The sequence below is a fragment of the Pseudoalteromonas sp. genome (assembly GCF_018402495.1).
Lineage (GTDB): Bacteria > Pseudomonadota > Gammaproteobacteria > Enterobacterales > Alteromonadaceae > Pseudoalteromonas.
Genome location: NZ_JAGYIU010000002.1, coordinates 879,634 through 896,087, shown reverse-complemented (window position 1 = coordinate 896,087; position 16,454 = coordinate 879,634). Strand labels below are relative to the sequence as shown.

The 16,454-nt window shown below is 39.4% G+C and carries 16 protein-coding genes; 12 read left to right on the top strand and 4 right to left on the bottom strand.

From position 1 onward, the window contains the following. The first annotated feature begins 131 nt into the window (after window positions 1–131). From KG708_RS09660 to KG708_RS09620, 9 genes are all read left to right on the top strand, one after another. On the top strand, window positions 132–1,211 hold the full coding sequence (locus KG708_RS09660) for a pilus assembly protein PilM (RefSeq protein WP_213609231.1): 1,080 nt from the start codon (window positions 132–134) through the stop codon (window positions 1,209–1,211). Beyond that, a complete protein-coding gene (locus KG708_RS09655) occupies window positions 1,199–1,771 on the top strand; it encodes a PilN domain-containing protein (RefSeq protein ID WP_213609229.1) in 573 nt (190 codons plus the stop codon). The genes KG708_RS09660 and KG708_RS09655 overlap by 13 nt, the downstream gene beginning before the upstream one ends. Continuing rightward, window positions 1,761–2,363 carry a type 4a pilus biogenesis protein PilO gene (locus tag KG708_RS09650; RefSeq protein ID WP_213609227.1) on the top strand — a complete coding sequence of 201 codons (603 nt, stop codon included), beginning with the start codon at window positions 1,761–1,763 and terminating at the stop codon, window positions 2,361–2,363. Before KG708_RS09655 ends, KG708_RS09650 begins: the two co-directional genes overlap by 11 nt. Continuing rightward, window positions 2,360–2,899 carry a pilus assembly protein PilP gene (locus KG708_RS09645; RefSeq protein WP_213609225.1) on the top strand — a complete coding sequence of 180 codons (540 nt, stop codon included), beginning with the start codon at window positions 2,360–2,362 and terminating at the stop codon, window positions 2,897–2,899. Before KG708_RS09650 ends, KG708_RS09645 begins: the two co-directional genes overlap by 4 nt. Beyond that, window positions 2,886–4,976: a type IV pilus secretin PilQ family protein gene (locus KG708_RS09640; protein ID WP_213609223.1), complete on the top strand. Its 2,091-nt coding sequence runs from the start codon at window positions 2,886–2,888 to the stop codon at window positions 4,974–4,976. Before KG708_RS09645 ends, KG708_RS09640 begins: the two co-directional genes overlap by 14 nt. Before the next feature lie 449 nt (window positions 4,977–5,425). After that, window positions 5,426–5,944 carry a shikimate kinase AroK gene (aroK, locus tag KG708_RS09635; protein WP_008466255.1) on the top strand — a complete coding sequence of 173 codons (519 nt, stop codon included), beginning with the start codon at window positions 5,426–5,428 and terminating at the stop codon, window positions 5,942–5,944. A 29-nt stretch (window positions 5,945–5,973) separates the two neighbouring features. Continuing rightward, window positions 5,974–7,044 (top strand): 3-dehydroquinate synthase, encoded by a 1,071-nt coding sequence (aroB, locus tag KG708_RS09630; protein WP_213609221.1) that lies wholly within the window; start codon window positions 5,974–5,976, stop codon window positions 7,042–7,044. Next, window positions 7,045–8,349, top strand: coding sequence for an AAA family ATPase (locus KG708_RS09625; RefSeq protein ID WP_213609219.1), 1,305 nt, complete (start codon window positions 7,045–7,047; stop codon window positions 8,347–8,349). Between the two features lie 53 nt (window positions 8,350–8,402). Continuing rightward, window positions 8,403–9,254 (top strand): Dam family site-specific DNA-(adenine-N6)-methyltransferase, encoded by an 852-nt coding sequence (locus KG708_RS09620; RefSeq protein WP_213609218.1) that lies wholly within the window; start codon window positions 8,403–8,405, stop codon window positions 9,252–9,254. Here KG708_RS09620 and KG708_RS09615 read toward each other — a convergent pair. Together KG708_RS09615 and KG708_RS09610 are read right to left on the bottom strand one after the other, a co-directional pair. Further along, window positions 9,217–9,402, bottom strand: coding sequence for a DUF2970 domain-containing protein (locus tag KG708_RS09615; RefSeq protein WP_213609216.1), 186 nt, complete (start codon window positions 9,400–9,402; stop codon window positions 9,217–9,219). The genes KG708_RS09620 and KG708_RS09615 overlap by 38 nt on opposite strands. Window positions 9,403–9,406: 4 nt before the next feature. After that, the gene (locus KG708_RS09610; protein WP_213609214.1) at window positions 9,407–9,709 is read right to left on the bottom strand and encodes a hypothetical protein; all 303 of its coding nucleotides are present in this window, start codon (window positions 9,707–9,709) and stop codon (window positions 9,407–9,409) included. Window positions 9,710–10,006: 297 nt separating this feature from the next. On the opposite strand from KG708_RS09610, the gene rpe reads away from it, so the two are divergent. Genes rpe through trpS form a run of 3 tightly spaced genes read left to right on the top strand, consistent with a single transcriptional unit; the run spans window position 10,007 to window position 12,393 of the window. Then, a complete protein-coding gene (gene rpe, locus KG708_RS09605) occupies window positions 10,007–10,690 on the top strand; it encodes a ribulose-phosphate 3-epimerase (RefSeq protein WP_213609212.1) in 684 nt (227 codons plus the stop codon). Then, a complete protein-coding gene (locus KG708_RS09600) occupies window positions 10,690–11,355 on the top strand; it encodes a phosphoglycolate phosphatase (protein ID WP_213609210.1) in 666 nt (221 codons plus the stop codon). Before rpe ends, KG708_RS09600 begins: the two co-directional genes overlap by 1 nt. A 33-nt stretch (window positions 11,356–11,388) precedes the next feature. Continuing rightward, window positions 11,389–12,393, top strand: coding sequence for a tryptophan--tRNA ligase (trpS, locus tag KG708_RS09595; RefSeq protein WP_213609208.1), 1,005 nt, complete (start codon window positions 11,389–11,391; stop codon window positions 12,391–12,393). 55 nt (window positions 12,394–12,448) lie between these two features. On the opposite strand, the gene KG708_RS09590 is transcribed toward trpS, so the two are convergent. Both KG708_RS09590 and uvrA read right to left on the bottom strand, forming a co-directional pair. Continuing rightward, window positions 12,449–13,510 (bottom strand): hypothetical protein, encoded by a 1,062-nt coding sequence (locus tag KG708_RS09590; RefSeq protein ID WP_213609206.1) that lies wholly within the window; start codon window positions 13,508–13,510, stop codon window positions 12,449–12,451. Between the two features lie 29 nt (window positions 13,511–13,539). Further along, complete coding sequence (gene uvrA / locus KG708_RS09585) at window positions 13,540–16,365, bottom strand: excinuclease ABC subunit UvrA (RefSeq protein ID WP_213609204.1); 2,826 nt, start codon at window positions 16,363–16,365, stop codon at window positions 13,540–13,542. Window positions 16,366–16,454: the final 89 nt, after the last annotated feature.

Genomic DNA, 16,454 nt, shown 5'->3' with positions numbered 1-16,454 from the left:
TGATATTTCCCTAAACGGACTCCCAATTACAGGTTGAGACTGCTAGTATATATTGATTAAAAATTGAATAATATTTTTTAAGATATAAATTATAACTTGTTTATTATTAAAACAAAGGCAAAGTTGCAAACATGCTAAGTCAACTAATAAAAAAACCATCACCAATGATGGTAGGTATTGATATTGGATCGCACTCTATCAAGGCCGTACTTTTAAGTGAAACAGAAACTGGGCTTCGACTAGAAGCACTTGCAATTGAACCTATGCCAAAAGGCGCTATGAGCGAGCGTAACATTCAAGATATTGAAGCCATTGGTAATGTTATAATTAAGCTAAAACGAAAGTTACCTAAGTCGTTAAAATTTGCTGCTGTTGCAGTCTCTGGACAAACAGTGATCACCAAAGTCATTTTCATGGATGTTTCCTTAAGCGATGCTGAATTAGAGTCGCAGATTGAAATTGAAGCTGACAGCTTAATTCCTTACCCATTAGATGAAGTAAGTCTCGATTTTGAAAAGCTCTCTATAAATAGCGCTGATCCGAGCAAGATAAATGTACTGCTCTCTGCCGCTAGAACAGAAAGTGTCGAAGCAAGAGTCGGTGCGCTAAGTGCTGCTAATTTAACAGCAAAAGTAGTGGACGTTGAAAGCTACGCGTTAAGCCGCGCTATGGATGTTTACTACCAACAGTTACCATCAGATGCTTTTGATAAAACCGTTGCAGTAGTGGATATTGGCGCCGTGCTCACTTTGGTAAGTGTAGTGCAGTCGGGTGAAACAATTTATACTCGCGATCAGGTATTTGGAGGTGATCAATACACAAATAGTATTGTTGCTTACTATAATAAAGGTTTTGATGAGGCTGAAATTGGTAAAACAACCGGTGACTTACCACCTAATTATACATTTGAAGTATTAGCCCCTTTTCAAACATCATTACTACAACAGGTTCGTCGTGCAGTGCAAATGTTTTTAACCACCACAGGTAAAGAACAACTGGACTATATTGTACTGACAGGCGGAACCGCGATGATTAAAGGTATTGATAGATTGTTGATTGAAGAATTAGGAATACACACAGTTATTGTTGAGCCGTTTGAAAAGATGGAAATATCACCTCGCGTTGATCGTCATATAATACAGCGTCATCGTACTCAATTTGCAATTGCAACTGGGCTGGCATTGAGGAGCTTTTCATCATGCCACATATAAATTTATTGCCTTGGCGTGAGCTAAAACGTGAGCAATCAAAAAAGAAATTTATAACACTTCTTTTGGTTGTTGTTATCGCCTGTTTTATGAGCATGTATATGTTGAGTGTGTTTTATAGTGCTTTAAAAGAGGGGCAAACGTTAAAAAATAATTTCCTTAGCTCAGAAATTACCACGCTCGACAATAAAATTCGCGACATACGTGATCTAGACAAGAAAAAAGAAAACTTACAACAGCGTATGCGTTTAATTGAAGAGTTACAAAGTAGCCGTAATTTAGGCACCCAAATAATGGATGAAGTGGCAAAAATAGTCCCTGCAGGGGTCTATTTAACTAAGCTTGAGCGCAAAGGTAGCCAAATTCAGGTGCTAGGTAAAAGCGAATCTAATAATCGTTTATCTACTATGCTGCGACAAGTACAAAGCTCTTACTTATTAGAGCGCCCAACAATGCAAGGTATTGTTGCTGGCGATCAATCTTCCCGTTTACTCAGTGATTTTAACATGGAGTTTTACGTAAAACCATTTGGCCAAATAGGTGAGGTACGTAATGAACCTTGATCTTAAATCGTTTACCGAGATAGATTGGCATGAGATAGAGCTCGATAACATCGGTGAATGGCCTGTTATTGTAAAAGTAATATGTGGCACTTTTGTTGCCTGCCTTGTCTTGTTTTTCAGTTATAGTTTACTAGTGTCGGATGAAATAGAGAGCTACCATAATGCGGTTGCCAAAGAAGTTGAGTTACGTACAACTTATCGAACTAAGTATGCGGTTGCTAGTAAACTTGATATTTACCGGGAGCAAATGGTTGAGATGGAAGATAAGTTCTCTCAATTATTAAAACGCCTACCTACCTCTAACGAGACGCCAGGGTTGTTAGATGACCTTTCTTATGTGGGTACTAGCAGCGGGTTAACGTTCTTGAAAATTGGTTGGCTGCCTGAAGTTGAAAAAGAGTTTTATACAGAGTTGCCTATTAAAATTGAAGTGGTAGGAACTTATCATGAGTTTGGTGAATTTGTAGGGAAAGTAGCGCAGCTACCAAGAATAGTAAGTTTACATGATTTCTCTATTTTATCATCCGGCGAAAAACAGTTAACATTCAGTGTAATAGCAAAAACATATCGTTATGAAGAGGGGGCAAGATGATAAAGCAACTTCTCTTTTTAATCACCGCAATGTTGTTACTCAGTGGCTGCAATGAAGATACATCAGAGCAAAAGGAGTTTATTGATCAGGTTAAAGCAAATACAAGTGCGCGTATCGAAAAAATACCAGAATTAGTTAAGTTTGAACACTTTGAATATAACGCCAAAGACTTACGTAGCCCTTTTGTAGCACCAGAGCCAGAAATTATACAAAATAAACTAACACAAATTAAAAACTGTCTTCACCCAGATCCAGAGCGTGTTCGTCAGCCACTGGAGAAGTACCCACTAGATAACTTAGCAATGAAGGGCACAATAGGATCGAATGGCAAAACATGGGCACTCATTACAGCTGCTGATGACACCTTACATCGCGTATCAATAGGCAGCTATTTAGGAACGTATGATGGAAAAGTAACCAATGTTAATAGTGACTATATTGAATTAGTTGAATTAATCCCTGATGGGTCAGGTTGTTGGAAAGAACGTTTGACCAAATTAGAAATGTTAGAGGCGGCAACCAATGGCGCAAATTAATAAGAAAAAAGGTATTTCCTATATGCACAAAGGTGAGTGTTCGCATCATCATATCCTATCTGCTTTGTTGTTTATTTTTTTACTACTCACACCAAAAGCGGTTAGTGCCACTCCTTTACTTTATGATGTTCGATATAACCCATTACTTAAAGGTGAAACCGAATTACAGCTTGTCTTTGATGAAAAGCTACAGCAGCAACCAGCAACACAGATTTTTAATAGTCCTGCAAGAATAGAACTATTATTTGATGGAGTAGAATTAGATGAGGGTTTAACGAGTATTACTATCAATCAAGCTGGTATAAGTGATATAGCGAGTACTATGACCAGTGCGGGTTTAAAAGTGACTATTAATCTGGAGCGATTAAAAATTTATGAAATGCAAGTAAACAATAACTTAGTTTCAATAAGAGTTTCCGATAATCCACTCACAGAGCAAACCTTAACGACTACCGAAGATAAATCAGCCTATTCTTCTGACTACATTAATGGTATTCAAGCAATTGATTTTCGCCGTGGAGAAAAAGGTGAGGCGAGAGTACTGGTTTATCTGCAAGATACTCAGGCTGCTGTAGAGGTTCATGAGAGCGGTGGAAAAATTATTGCAGAGTTTCATCATACTGATATTTTAGATGACTTATTATATGAATTAGATGTACTTGATTTTGGCACTGTGGTGAGCAATATTGAAACGTTTAAAGAAGATAATCTTACACGTTTAGTAATTGAACCAAATACTGCTTTTGCTTATACCTATCAGCAAATTGAGAATATTTTTACCTTAACGGTTGAGAAAGATGAAACGCAAAATGCCTACTTAGATGGTGGTAAAGAGTACTTAGGTCGCCCGATGACACTTAACTTTCAAGATATCCCTGTGCGAGCTGTGTTACAAATTATTGCTGGTTACAATGATTTTAACTTAGTCACAAGTGATTCCGTAACGGGTAATATTACTCTTCGCCTAGATGGGGTTCCGTGGGATCAGGCTTTGGATGTCGTGCTCAGAATAAAAGGTTTAGATAAGCGCATGGATGGCTCTATTTTAATGGTTGCGCCATCTGAAGAGCTTGCTGCCCGTGAGGCAAGGGAGTTAAAAGCGAAGCAGCAAGTTGAGGATTTAGAACCACTTTATAGTGAATATATTCGCTTAAATTATGCTAAAGCAGAAAATTTTGCCGACTTATTAAAAACAGACGCCAATAGTATTATTACCGCCAGAGGTAGCGTTTCTGTTGATCAACGTACCAATACATTATTAATGAAGGACACAGCAAAAAGTATCGAGAGTGTTCGCCGTATGGTTGAAACATTAGATATTCCCGTTAAACAAGTGGTTATTGAGGCGCGTATGGTAACTGTACGTGACAACGTAGCCGAAGACTTGGGTGTTCGTTGGGGGTTTAGTGATCAACAAGGTTCTGATGGTGTTTCGGGTACCTTAGAGGGCGCTGAAACGATTTCCAATGGTAATATTCCTAATCTTTCAGATCGACTCAACGTAAATTTACCCGTGGCGAATCCATCGGCTAGTATCGGTATGCATATTGCTAAATTAGCTAACGGAACATTAATTGATTTAGAATTAACTGCACTTGAAGAAGAAAATAAAGGTGAGATCATTGCAAGCCCACGCATTACTGCTGCTAATCAGCAAAAAGCGCGTATTGAGCAAGGTACTGAGATCCCTTATGTGGAGTCTGCATCAAGTGGTGCAACAACTGTAAGCTTTAAAAAGGCGGTACTAAGTCTAGAGGTTACACCCCATATCACGCCAGACAATAAGGTTATTTTAAATTTAATTATTACTCAAGATACCCGAGGGGATACAGTCCAAACAGGTACAGGCCCAGCTGTTGCGATTGATACGCAACAAATTGAGACTCAAGTACTCGTTGAGAATGGACAAACGGTAGTGTTGGGTGGTATTTTCCAACAGCAAATTATTAATTCGACCAAAAAAGTACCTTTATTGGGCGACCTTCCTTACGTTGGAAGACTATTTAAAAGCACTAGCGAGTTCAATGAAAAGCGTGAACTGCTGATTTTTGTCACACCTAAAATTCAAATAGACTAAATATCTAATCTATCTAGGTTGAACAACAGCCTAGATAGCTATTGGCATGTGATTTAGTTATCTTAGTGTGAATAGTCCCTATAAATGTACAATTAGGCAGTATATAATTCTAATTATGTGCTGTACTGCGGATGCATTTTGAGGCTGCGTTTATGTTGTTTGTAATCTAGGCTTTTGTAGAATTACCATGCAAAAGCTTTCATGAAGCAACAATGTAGTAACCTTAATTGCATAAATTTTAACCCTAGAAGATAAACTAGCCTATAATAAGATGCTTTTTTGTTAACCAATGGGTAATTATTTAGTTTAATTGCTCGTTATATGGCTTTTTATCCTAATTGACTTGAAATACCCGACCGATTACTGAGATAATCCCCTTCTTAATTTTGGGGCCAGGTCGTTAGGCGGGGTTTTATTTCAAATTTTAGAGTTCGTTTGTACTAAAAGATATGGCTGAGAAACGTAATATATTTCTAGTTGGCCCCATGGGGGCTGGCAAAAGCACGATTGGTCGTCACATCGCTGACCAATTACACCTTGAATTTGTTGATTCGGATCAAGAAATCGAACGTCGCACGGGCGCAGATATTGCCTGGGTATTCGATCTTGAAGGTGAAGAAGGCTTTCGACTTCGTGAAGAATCTGTTATTGGTGACCTAACCGAAATGCAAGGTATTGTACTTGCAACCGGTGGTGGCTCAGTAATGAGTAAAGAAGTTAGAAACAAGCTTTCGGCTCGCGGTATTGTTGTATACCTAGAGACACCGATCGAAAAACAAGTTGCACGTACGCAACGCGACAAGCGTCGCCCATTACTGCAAACAGAAGAAGCACCTCGTGATGTACTTGAGCGCTTAGCAGAAGAGCGTGAACCATTATATAAAGAAGTAGCCGATTTTGTTGTACGCACTGATGAGCAGAGTGCTAAAGTTGTTGCTAACCAAATAATCGAGAAATTGGATTTTTAAAAGCCAGTATTAAAAAGGACTAACCCAGCATGCTTGAATTAACTGTTAATTTAGACGAGCGAAGTTATCCTATTTATATTGGCCAATCTGCACTTCAAGATACAGGCCGTCTAATTCATCACATTGGTGATTGTCGGCCTATCATCATTACCAATGAAACCATTGCGCCTTTGTATCTTCAGCAGTTGCTTGATTCATTAGCACAGCTAAACCCACTGCATTTTATTATTCCAGATGGTGAGCAATATAAATCACTTACTTGGTTTGAAAAAATTTCAGCATTTCTACTTGAGAACAATTGCGGCCGTGACACCTGTTTAATTGCGCTAGGTGGCGGCGTTATAGGTGATTTAACCGGATTTGTAGCTGCCTGCTATCAGCGGGGCGTGCCTTTTATCCAAATACCAACCACGTTATTATCTCAAGTTGATTCTTCTGTTGGCGGTAAAACTGCGGTCAATCATCCACTAGGTAAAAATATGATTGGGGCTTTTTATCAGCCTCAAGCTGTCTTTATCGATACGCGTTCATTGCATACTTTACCAACACGCGAGTTTGCTGCGGGCATGGCGGAAGTTATTAAGTATGGGCTGATTTACGATACTCAGTTATTCTCTTATTTAGAGCAGCATATTAATGAATTAAAACAGTTAGATGAGGCGTGTTTACAGCACATTATCTTTAGGTGCTGTGAAATTAAAGCACTTATTGTTGCAGAGGATGAAAAGGAACAAGGCCTTCGTGCGCTATTAAATTTAGGGCATACATTTGCGCATGCTATTGAAGCACAAATGGGTTACGGTGTGTGGCTGCACGGTGAGGCAGTCGCAACAGGTATGGTGCTTGCTGCAAAGCTTGCTTATACTCGCCAAGATTTAACACAAGAAGATGTAGAGCGTATTACTACATTAATAGCGCAATATAGCTTACCAATCGAGATACCTAGCGATATGACCGGTGAGCACTTTTTACTGCACATGCGCAAAGATAAAAAGAATAAAAAAGGGACTATTCGATTCATTTTACCCACCGAATTTGGTCAATGTGCATTAGTTGATGATGTGTCTGATGATCAAGTCAGAGCATTGATCGAGCAATAAATGCAGTCACAAATTTTACCAAGCCGTGCGGCTTTGGTGGATAGAATCGCATTGCAATTTGAATATGGTCAAAACCTAATTGTTTTGTTGGGCACTTCTGGTCTAGGTAAAAGCTATTTGCTTGAAACCTTCATCACTGATAAATATAACGATTTTAATAAAGCGTTTGTGCAAGTTAGCGCACAGATGACTGATGTGCAATTAATGACTCAGCTATTAGAGCAAAGTTTTAACGCCCCTTTAATTGATCACAACCTAAGCTTATCGCAAAACTATTACCAATTAGCGCGGCAACAACAATGCGGTGCATGTTTATGGGTTATAGATGGTGGCAGACACCTATCGGATGAGCTAATAACTGAACTTGAGCTATTATCAAAAAGCGCCCCTAATGTACTTTATATTATGATTGCATCACAATCTAAATTGCCGTTTAAAGATGCAGTTAATATTCATTTAGAGCCATTAAACTTGGTTGAAAGTAAGCAGCTAATGGCATGGTACTTCACGGCGTTACCTTATGATGAAGACCCTGTATTTAAAACCTTTTTAGTTGAGGCTCAAGGTAATCCGAGTCTTTTACTTGCTTGGCAACCTAACGAACAGGTTGCTGATGTTATTGTTAAAGATAAGGTATCTTGGCGTTTACAGTTACTTACATTATTGCTGATAATTATGCTACTGATCATCGGGCTGGTTTACAAAGCTGATATGACCCAATGGTGGAAAGACTCTAATCGTCAAAGTAATGAACAAGTACTTACCACTGCAATTACAACCGAGCAAGTTACTCAAAGCAAAGAGCAACCGATTAAAGCACCATCTCTTGTTACTGAACCACAGCTTGTAACTAAAGAGAGTGCTAATAATGACGTTCCAGCTATTGTTGGCAGCTTAACGGAATCTGCCATTATCGTTGAACAAGAAAAACGACCCTTGACGGCTATTGAAGAAAAACCTATTACTGAACCTGCACTAACAAAGCAACAAAGCCAAGTAGTAAAAGTAGCGAGTAATTGGTATTTAGAGCAACCTGAAGATCACTTTGTTATACAGTTATTAGCAGTAACTCAGCAGCAAGTAGGTAATAAGTTTATTGTTGAAAATAAGCTAGAAAGCATCGTTAATACATACCAAACTAAACGAAATGGTAAAATGTGGTGGGTGGTGACAACAGGTAGTTTTTCAACCTTAAATGAGGCAAAACAAGCACTGCAAGCACTTCCTGCAGGGGTAAGAAAAAATAAACCTTTCTACAAAAAAATTAGCAAAATAAAACAAGAAATTGCACGAGTTGATCAGTAAACTCAGTGACTTTAGTGTAAAATCGCGCAACATCGAATTGAAGTAAAGAGCCAATGCAGCAAAAGAGTAGAGCCTTCCTTAAATGGGCTGGCGGAAAATACAGCCTCGTTGAAGATATTAACGCGCGACTAAAGCAAGCAAGTAAACATGCAGATACCTTAGTTGAACCTTTTGTTGGTGCGGGCTCAGTGTTTTTAAATAGCAATTTCAAACACTATGTACTTAACGATATAAATGCTGATTTAATCAATTTATACAAAGAACTCAAACGTTCGCCAGATGAGTTTATTAGCGATGCTAAAAAACTATTTGTTGATTTAAACAACCACTCAGATGCTTATTATGATTATCGTGTGCAGTTTAACCAAAGCAGCGATGTGTATGAACGAGCTATTTTATTTTTATATATGAACCGCCATGGCTATAACGGATTATGTCGTTATAACTTAAAGGGCACTTTTAATGTGCCTTTTGGTAAATATAAAAAACCTTATTTTCCTGAAAAAGAAATGTACTTTTTTGCTAGCAAAGCGCAACGAGCAACATTTACCTGCTTAGGTTACGGTGATGTATTTAAATTAGTACCGAAAAATGCGGTGATTTATTGTGATCCGCCTTATGTGCCATTAAGTAAAACCGCGTCCTTTACCTCTTACGCTAAAGGCGGGTTTAACTTAGATGATCAGGCTAATTTAGCTAATTTGGCTGAGCGAGCTGCATTTGAACATAGCACGCCAGTCCTAATTTCAAACCACGATACCGTGTGGACACGCAAAATTTACAGTCAAGCATCACTGGATAAAATTCAGGTTAAACGTACGATTAGTCCAAAAGGCGGTTCACGTAATAAAGTGGATGAGCTGATGGCTATGTATTTAGCACCGAAGTCACGGTTGCATAAATAGCCAGTAGCAATAATATAAAAAGCACTACGGCAATAGCTATTAAGGTAATAGGAGAGTGGTGCTTAAAATCTGTTTGGCGTTTATTTTCAGATTGAACACCAAAAAATGCAGCAAGCACACTTTGTAACGCGCTAAAAAAATGCTGCATTTAATTAAAATAACGGTTTGACTGAAGAGGGCTTGTGTTTGTCATCGGTACCCGTTAACAGCTCTAGCAAGTCCAAGTAATGAAATTGCGCGCTACGGCTATCGCCTGTTAACCAAGATCCCCATGACGAATCTTCTTCAATTTGGATACAACGATTTACACTGTTATTGTCAATCGTGGTGGTTTGTTCTTTATGAAGACAAGTATTAACTGAGCTTAGATCTTGCCCGTTATTTGAACAAAACAATGTTGCCCAAATAATAAAACTTACCGACGTGATTAATAATCCAATTTTAAAAGCACGCATAGTATAAACCTAATAATTTAGTCCTGCGCGCAGCATAACAAAAACTGCTTAAATAATACACTTTATTTTTGTTATTGTTTATTTGTATTGTGTTTTAAATACTGAGTGGCACCCGCTTAAAAACAGACTCTTTTTTAATTATAAAAGCTTACATCCTCAACAGGTTATCCTTTTCATGAATAGCTACAATAAGGCTTCAACGTTACTTATTTAACGCTATTTTTTAGTGATGCTACTTGGGTAACTTCGCTAATTAAGTTACATTAACGCCATAAATTATTCATTAACGGATTAGCGATGCTCAACGGTGAACAAAAATACTTAATAGCGCCTTCTATATTATCTGCAGACTTTGCACGATTAGGCGAAGATGTCGACAAAGTGTTGGCTGCAGGAGCTGATGTCGTTCATTTTGACGTAATGGATAACCATTATGTACCCAACTTAACAATCGGCCCTATGGTATGTAAAGCGCTTCGCGATTACGGAATTAAAGCGCCGATTGATGTGCATTTAATGGTAAAACCGGTAGACAGTTTAATTCCTCAGTTTGCACAGGCTGGCGCGTCAATTATTACCTTTCACCCTGAGGCGAGTGAGCATATTGACCGTACTTTGCAATTAATAAAAGATGAAGGTTGCCAAGCAGGCTTAGTGTTTAACCCTGCAACTAGCTTGAGCTATCTTGATCACGTTATGGATAAAATAGATGTGATTTTATTAATGTCGGTAAACCCTGGGTTTGGTGGGCAAAGCTTTATTCCACAAACACTGGAGAAACTGCGAGAGGCAAAACAGCGTATTGTTAAATCTGGGCGTAATATTCGTTTAGAAGTAGATGGCGGTATTAAAGTAGATAACATTGCAGCAGCAGCTGAAGCGGGTGCAGATATGTTTGTTGCAGGCTCTGCTATTTTTAATCAGCCTGATTATAAAACGGTGATTGATGAAATGCGCCAACAATTAGACAGTGTTAAATAATGAAATATGATGCGGCATTATTTGATTTAGACGGTACGCTCGTTGATAGTGTGTACGACTTGTATATGGCTTTAAATCTAACACTGAGTGATTTAGCGTTCCCAATTGTTAGTCAGCGTTTGGTAGAGAGTTGGGTCGGTAATGGCATTGAGATGTTAGTCAAGCGAGCCCTTTGCGGTGATATGCAAATTAGTGAGCATCTTGATGAAGCGTTAAGCGAGCGCGCTATTAATTTGTTTTATCAACATTATAGTGAGCAGGTCGGTGAGTACAGTGTACTGTATCAGCATGTTGAAACTGGGCTTGCTGCATTAAGTGGTATGCGTAAAGCTTTGATCACCAATAAAGCACGCCGTTTTACAGAGGCACTTTTAGATAAGCTTGCTATTGCCAGTCATTTTGAGGTGATAGTATGTGGTGACGATATGGCAAAAAAACCATCACCCGAGCCGTTATTATTTGCTTGCGATGCGTTAAATATTTCACCTGATAAAGCGATTATGATTGGTGATTCAAAGAGTGACATACTCGCAGCACAAGCTGCTAATATTGATGTGATAGCGCTTACTTACGGGTATCATCAGGGAGAGCGGTTAGGGGATTATAATCCGCAGTACCTATGCGATAACTTCTTAGCTATAATACCGACACTAACACAGCGTTAAGCATTTTTAATTAAGTAAAAATAAAGGAAAATCATGAGTAAACCAGTAGTATTAAGTGGCATGCAGCCAACCGGTGGTATGACTATAGGCAACTATGTTGGCGCTATTAACCAGTGGGTTAAGCTACAGGAAGAATATGATAGCTACTTTATGCTTGCAGACTTGCATGCAATTACCGTACGCCAAGATCCAGAATTATTACGTGGCCGCGTTTTAGATGGTGTTGCTTTATACACGGCATGCGGCATTAACCCAGAAAAAGCGGCTCTATTTGTGCAGTCGCAAGTGCCTGAACATGCGCAGCTTGGTTGGGTATTAAACTGTTATGCGCAAATGGGTGAGCTTAACCGCATGACCCAGTTTAAAGATAAATCGGCAACGCATGCCAATAACATTAATGTGGGTTTATTTGCTTATCCAGCTTTGCAAGCCGCTGACATTTTATTATACCAAGCAGACAAAGTACCTGTTGGCGAAGATCAAAAACAGCACCTTGAATTAACGCGTGATATTGCAACTCGCTTTAATAATGTATACGGCGACATTTTTACGCTGCCAGAACCGTATATTCCAGAATTTGGTGCGCGAGTAATGAGCCTGCAAGATCCACTGAAGAAAATGTCTAAATCGGATGAAAATCCAAATGGCTTTATTATGATGTTAGACGAGCCAAAAAAGATTGAGAAAAAGCTAAAAAAAGCAGTCACCGACTCAGACGAACAAGCACGTATTTACTTTGATCGTAAAGAAAAGCCAGGTGTTTCTAATTTGCTTACGCTACTGAGTGTGGCGACCAAACGCCCAATTACAGAATTAGTACCTGAATACGAAGATAAAATGTATGGTCATTTGAAAAAAGACACGGCCGCCGCGGTAGTAAGTATGATCGAGCCAATTCAAGCACGTTTTAAAGAAATTCGTGAAGATCAAACTCTTCTTAATGACATCATGAGAAAAGGGGCTGAAAAAGCCAGTGCTCGCGCAGAGACTACATTAAAAGCAGTTTATGATGCGGTTGGGTTTATTCGCCGCCCATAGTCTTGCTTGTTTGCAGATATAAAAAATGCCGCTAATTTAGCGGCATTTTTGTATTTTAATGTTTTATAGCAGAAATACCAGCAGACTCACAGGCTCTAACTATAAATTGATAGCCGTAAGGCATGCTTTGATCAGGCGTTATTTCAATAATTTCGTAATCATTGAGCTCAATTGACTTACTCTCTTTTGATTTTTTACAACGAGAGTAGCTATCTGCTTCATAACTATAGGCAAATATAGCGATTAATCGTTTACTGCGCTCAAAGTAGCCTTTAGTATCTAAAAATTGCCTAACCGTTTGAGTATTCTCATCTTCGCCTTCTAAGTGAATACCAAATGTATTTGTCTTAGCCTCGTCTTTGTCTGAAGAGGGGAGTTTTTTCTCTATTTGTTTACTTAACTTTTCTATAGCTTGCTCTTGTTCAGCGGGTGATTTATTTGCGAGCGATTGGCTATTTTCAAAGCTATTTACTATATCGTTTAATGCTTTTTCAGGCGGTTTTTCATCAATAAATGCAATCAGACTTACAAACACTACCGTCGCTAAAAAAAAGCGGATTAATGCAGTGAGAAGTGGTGAGTAGCTTTGGCTAATAAACTTTATACGATCAGATCCAAAAGGCTTGATTAGTAATAACACTATAATGTAAAACGGCAAAATAAGTTGTAACCCGAGCAGTGTTGCTAGGGTTATTCCTAGTGTCCAAGGCGGTAAATATAATAAAGTGGCAAAGTTATGGGTGTAATTAAAGTGATTAGCTGATACCTGAGTAACTTCATTTACAATGCCGCTAGCACTTGCTAAAACAAAGTTAGCAATACTGGCATAAAATACCAAAATAAGTGCTTTACCAGCGAGTGAATTCCACAGTTGATTAAACTTAGGCCAAAATTCTATGATCAGCGCAATAATAGTAATGGTGGCACACAGCCAGGTTAACTTAAAAATAGCTAAACTTATAAGTGCAAGAAGGTAAAGCTTTTGCGCGGTGTTAAGGTTAAACCATATGCTTTTTATATGGCTAAGCAGTTTAACTTGGTGTGGTTGCCAACTTTTCTGCTGTTGCTTAAACTGCTTATTAGCACGCCATTTTGCAATTTTTAAATACCTTAACACCGACTTTCCTTATCTAAAGCGCATTACCGCTATTTATTTAATAGCGGTTTTAAGTAGTGACCAGTATGCGAACGCTGACATTCAGCTACTTCCTCTGGTGTGCCGGCAATCAGTATTTCCCCACCGCCTGCACCGCCTTCTGGGCCTAAATCAACGATCCAGTCAGCTGTTTTGATTACATCTAAATTATGCTCAATCACCACAATGGTATTACCATGATCGCGCAGACGATGCAGTACTACTAGTAACTGTTCAATATCGGCAAAGTGCAAGCCTGTGGTTGGCTCATCAAGAATGTACAGGGTTTTACCTGTATCACGCTTAGAAAGCTCACGTGCTAACTTAATTCGCTGTGCCTCACCACCAGAGAGTGTTGTAGCGGCTTGGCCTAAACGAATATAAGAAAGCCCGACATCCATTAGCGTTTTAAGTTTGCGTGCTATGGCTGGTATTTTATCAAAGTAGTCATGGGCATCTTCAACGGTCATATCGAGCACTTGGTTGATGTTTTTGCCTTTATATTGTACTTCTAAGGTTTCGCGGTTATAGCGTTTACCTTTACATACATCACACGGAACATAAACGTCTGGTAAAAAGTGCATTTCTACTTTAATTACGCCATCGCCTTGGCACGCTTCACAACGTCCCCCTTTAACATTAAAGCTAAAGCGACCAACCTTATAACCACGTGAACGGGCTTCTTGTGTGCCCGCAAATAACTCACGAATACCGGTAAAAATACCGGTATACGTTGCAGGGTTTGAACGCGGTGTGCGACCAATAGGGCTTTGGTCAATATCAATCACTTTATCAAAGTGTTCAAGACCTGCAATTGACTTATAAGGTGCTGCTTCCGCGGTTGTGGCACCATTAAGCTCAGTGTGAGCGAGTTTAAATAAGGTGTCGTTAATAAGTGTTGATTTACCCGAGCCAGATACACCGGTAATACAGGTCATTAATCCAAAGGGTATTTTTAAATCAACATTTTTTAAATTATTACCCGTTGCTCCAAACAGCTCTAACCATTTATCGTTCGTTGCGTGACGCTCTTTTGGTACTTCAATTTTACGCACGCCCGATAAAAACTGACCCGTCACAGAGTCTTTGCTCGCCAAAATATCATCACGTGTACCTTGGGCAATAACATGGCCGCCATGCACGCCAGCGCCTGGACCAATATCAATAATATGATCAGCGGCGCGAATAGCATCTTCATCGTGTTCTACAACAATAACGGTGTTACCCAAGTCGCGTAAATGCACTAAGGTTTTTAATAAACGGTCGTTATCACGTTGGTGTAAACCAATAGAGGGTTCATCCAATACATACATAACACCGACTAACCCTGCGCCAATTTGACTCGCTAAACGAATACGCTGTGCTTCACCGCCTGAGAGTGTGTCGGCGCTGCGCTCAAGTGATAAGTAATTTAGGCCAACATTTATTAAAAACGATAAACGATCGCGAATTTCTTTTAGAATTTTTTCGGCAATTTGACCTTTTTGCCCAGTCAGGTGCAAGCCTTCAAAAAAGCTCATAGCCTCACCAATACTCATATGGGTGATGGTCGGTAAGTTAGTTTGTCCAATAAATACGTTTCGTGCTTCTTGGCGCAAGCGTGAGCCTTTACAACTAGGGCATGCTTGGCTGGTTTGATACTTAGCTAGCTCTTCACGCACAGAGTTTGATTCAGTTTCGCGGTAGCGGCGGTTCATATTATTTAACACGCCTTCAAATACATGATTACGTGTAATTAAATCACCGCGGTCATTACGGTAATTAAACGCAATTTTAGTATCACCCGAGCCATCTAGAATAATTTTCTTATGTTCTTTAGCTAGTTCCTGATAAGGCACATCTAAATCAAAGTCGTAATGTTGTGCAACTGCTTGCAACATTTGATAGTAGTAAAAGCTGCGTTTGTCCCAACCTTTAATTGCACCCCCAGCTAAACTTATTTCAGGGTTATGAACCACGCGATTAGGGTCAAAGTATTGCCTTACACCTAAACCGTCACAGCTTTGACAAGCCCCTGCAGGATTGTTGAACGAAAATAAACGCGGTTCAAGTTCGGTCATCGCATAGCCACAGGTTGGGCAGGCAAAATTAGCTGAAAACAGCATTTCTTCTTTACTGCTGTCATCCATAAACGCAATATTGGCAACACCACCTGACATTTCAAGCGCCGTTTCGAATGATTCCGCGAGGCGTTGTTGCTGGCCGTCTTTGACCTTAAAGCGATCTACCACTACTTCAATAGTATGCTTTTTATGTAAATCTAATGGTGGTGGATCGGATAAGTCGCACACTTCGCCATCAATACGTGCGCGAATGTAGCCTTGGCTTGCAAGCTGCTCTAATAGTTTTACATGCTCGCCTTTGCGATCTTTAACAACAGGGGCAAGTAACATTAACTTAGTGCCTTCGGGCAACGCTAATGCCGTATCGACCATTTGGCTAATGGTTTGTGCTGCGAGCGGTAAATCATGAGTTGGGCAGCGAGGCTCGCCCACTCGTGCAAACATCAAGCGTAAATAATCGTAGATTTCAGTAATGGTTCCCACGGTTGAACGTGGGTTATGCGAGGTTGATTTTTGTTCTATGGAAATAGCAGGAGAAAGGCCTTCAATATGATCTACATCAGGCTTTTCCATCAATGACAAAAACTGCCTTGCATAAGCAGAAAGCGATTCAACATACCGGCGTTGCCCTTCTGCATACAGCGTATCAAATGCAAGCGATGACTTTCCTGAACCAGATAAACCAGTAATAACAATTAGTTTGTCACGTGGGATGGTTAGGCTGATGTCTTTTAAATTATGCGTGCGGGCGCCTCGGACTTCAATGTTTTCCATGCTATCTCGTTTATTGCCAAAATTATTTGTTCAGTATCGCATAATACGCTGCAATATTAATCCTTGATCATTGAAAAAATCCTTAATTA

Excerpts from the sequence above, each read along its gene's own strand:
- KG708_RS09660 (WP_213609231.1), top strand. The coding sequence starts at position 132 with ATGCTAAGTCAACTAATAAAAAAACCATCACCAATGATGGTAGGTATT.
- KG708_RS09655 (WP_213609229.1), top strand. The coding sequence starts at position 1,199 with ATGCCACATATAAATTTATTGCCTTGGCGTGAGCTAAAACGTGAGCAA.
- KG708_RS09650 (WP_213609227.1), top strand. The coding sequence starts at position 1,761 with ATGAACCTTGATCTTAAATCGTTTACCGAGATAGATTGGCATGAGATA.
- KG708_RS09645 (WP_213609225.1), top strand. The coding sequence starts at position 2,360 with ATGATAAAGCAACTTCTCTTTTTAATCACCGCAATGTTGTTACTCAGT.
- KG708_RS09640 (WP_213609223.1), top strand. The coding sequence starts at position 2,886 with ATGGCGCAAATTAATAAGAAAAAAGGTATTTCCTATATGCACAAAGGT.
- aroK (WP_008466255.1), top strand. The coding sequence starts at position 5,426 with ATGGCTGAGAAACGTAATATATTTCTAGTTGGCCCCATGGGGGCTGGC.
- aroB (WP_213609221.1), top strand. The coding sequence starts at position 5,974 with ATGCTTGAATTAACTGTTAATTTAGACGAGCGAAGTTATCCTATTTAT.
- KG708_RS09625 (WP_213609219.1), top strand. The coding sequence starts at position 7,045 with ATGCAGTCACAAATTTTACCAAGCCGTGCGGCTTTGGTGGATAGAATC.
- KG708_RS09620 (WP_213609218.1), top strand. The coding sequence starts at position 8,403 with ATGCAGCAAAAGAGTAGAGCCTTCCTTAAATGGGCTGGCGGAAAATAC.
- KG708_RS09615 (WP_213609216.1), bottom strand. The coding sequence starts at position 9,402 with ATGCAGCATTTTTTTAGCGCGTTACAAAGTGTGCTTGCTGCATTTTTT.
- KG708_RS09610 (WP_213609214.1), bottom strand. The coding sequence starts at position 9,709 with ATGCGTGCTTTTAAAATTGGATTATTAATCACGTCGGTAAGTTTTATT.
- rpe (WP_213609212.1), top strand. The coding sequence starts at position 10,007 with ATGCTCAACGGTGAACAAAAATACTTAATAGCGCCTTCTATATTATCT.
- KG708_RS09600 (WP_213609210.1), top strand. The coding sequence starts at position 10,690 with ATGAAATATGATGCGGCATTATTTGATTTAGACGGTACGCTCGTTGAT.
- trpS (WP_213609208.1), top strand. The coding sequence starts at position 11,389 with ATGAGTAAACCAGTAGTATTAAGTGGCATGCAGCCAACCGGTGGTATG.
- uvrA (WP_213609204.1), bottom strand. The coding sequence starts at position 16,365 with ATGGAAAACATTGAAGTCCGAGGCGCCCGCACGCATAATTTAAAAGAC.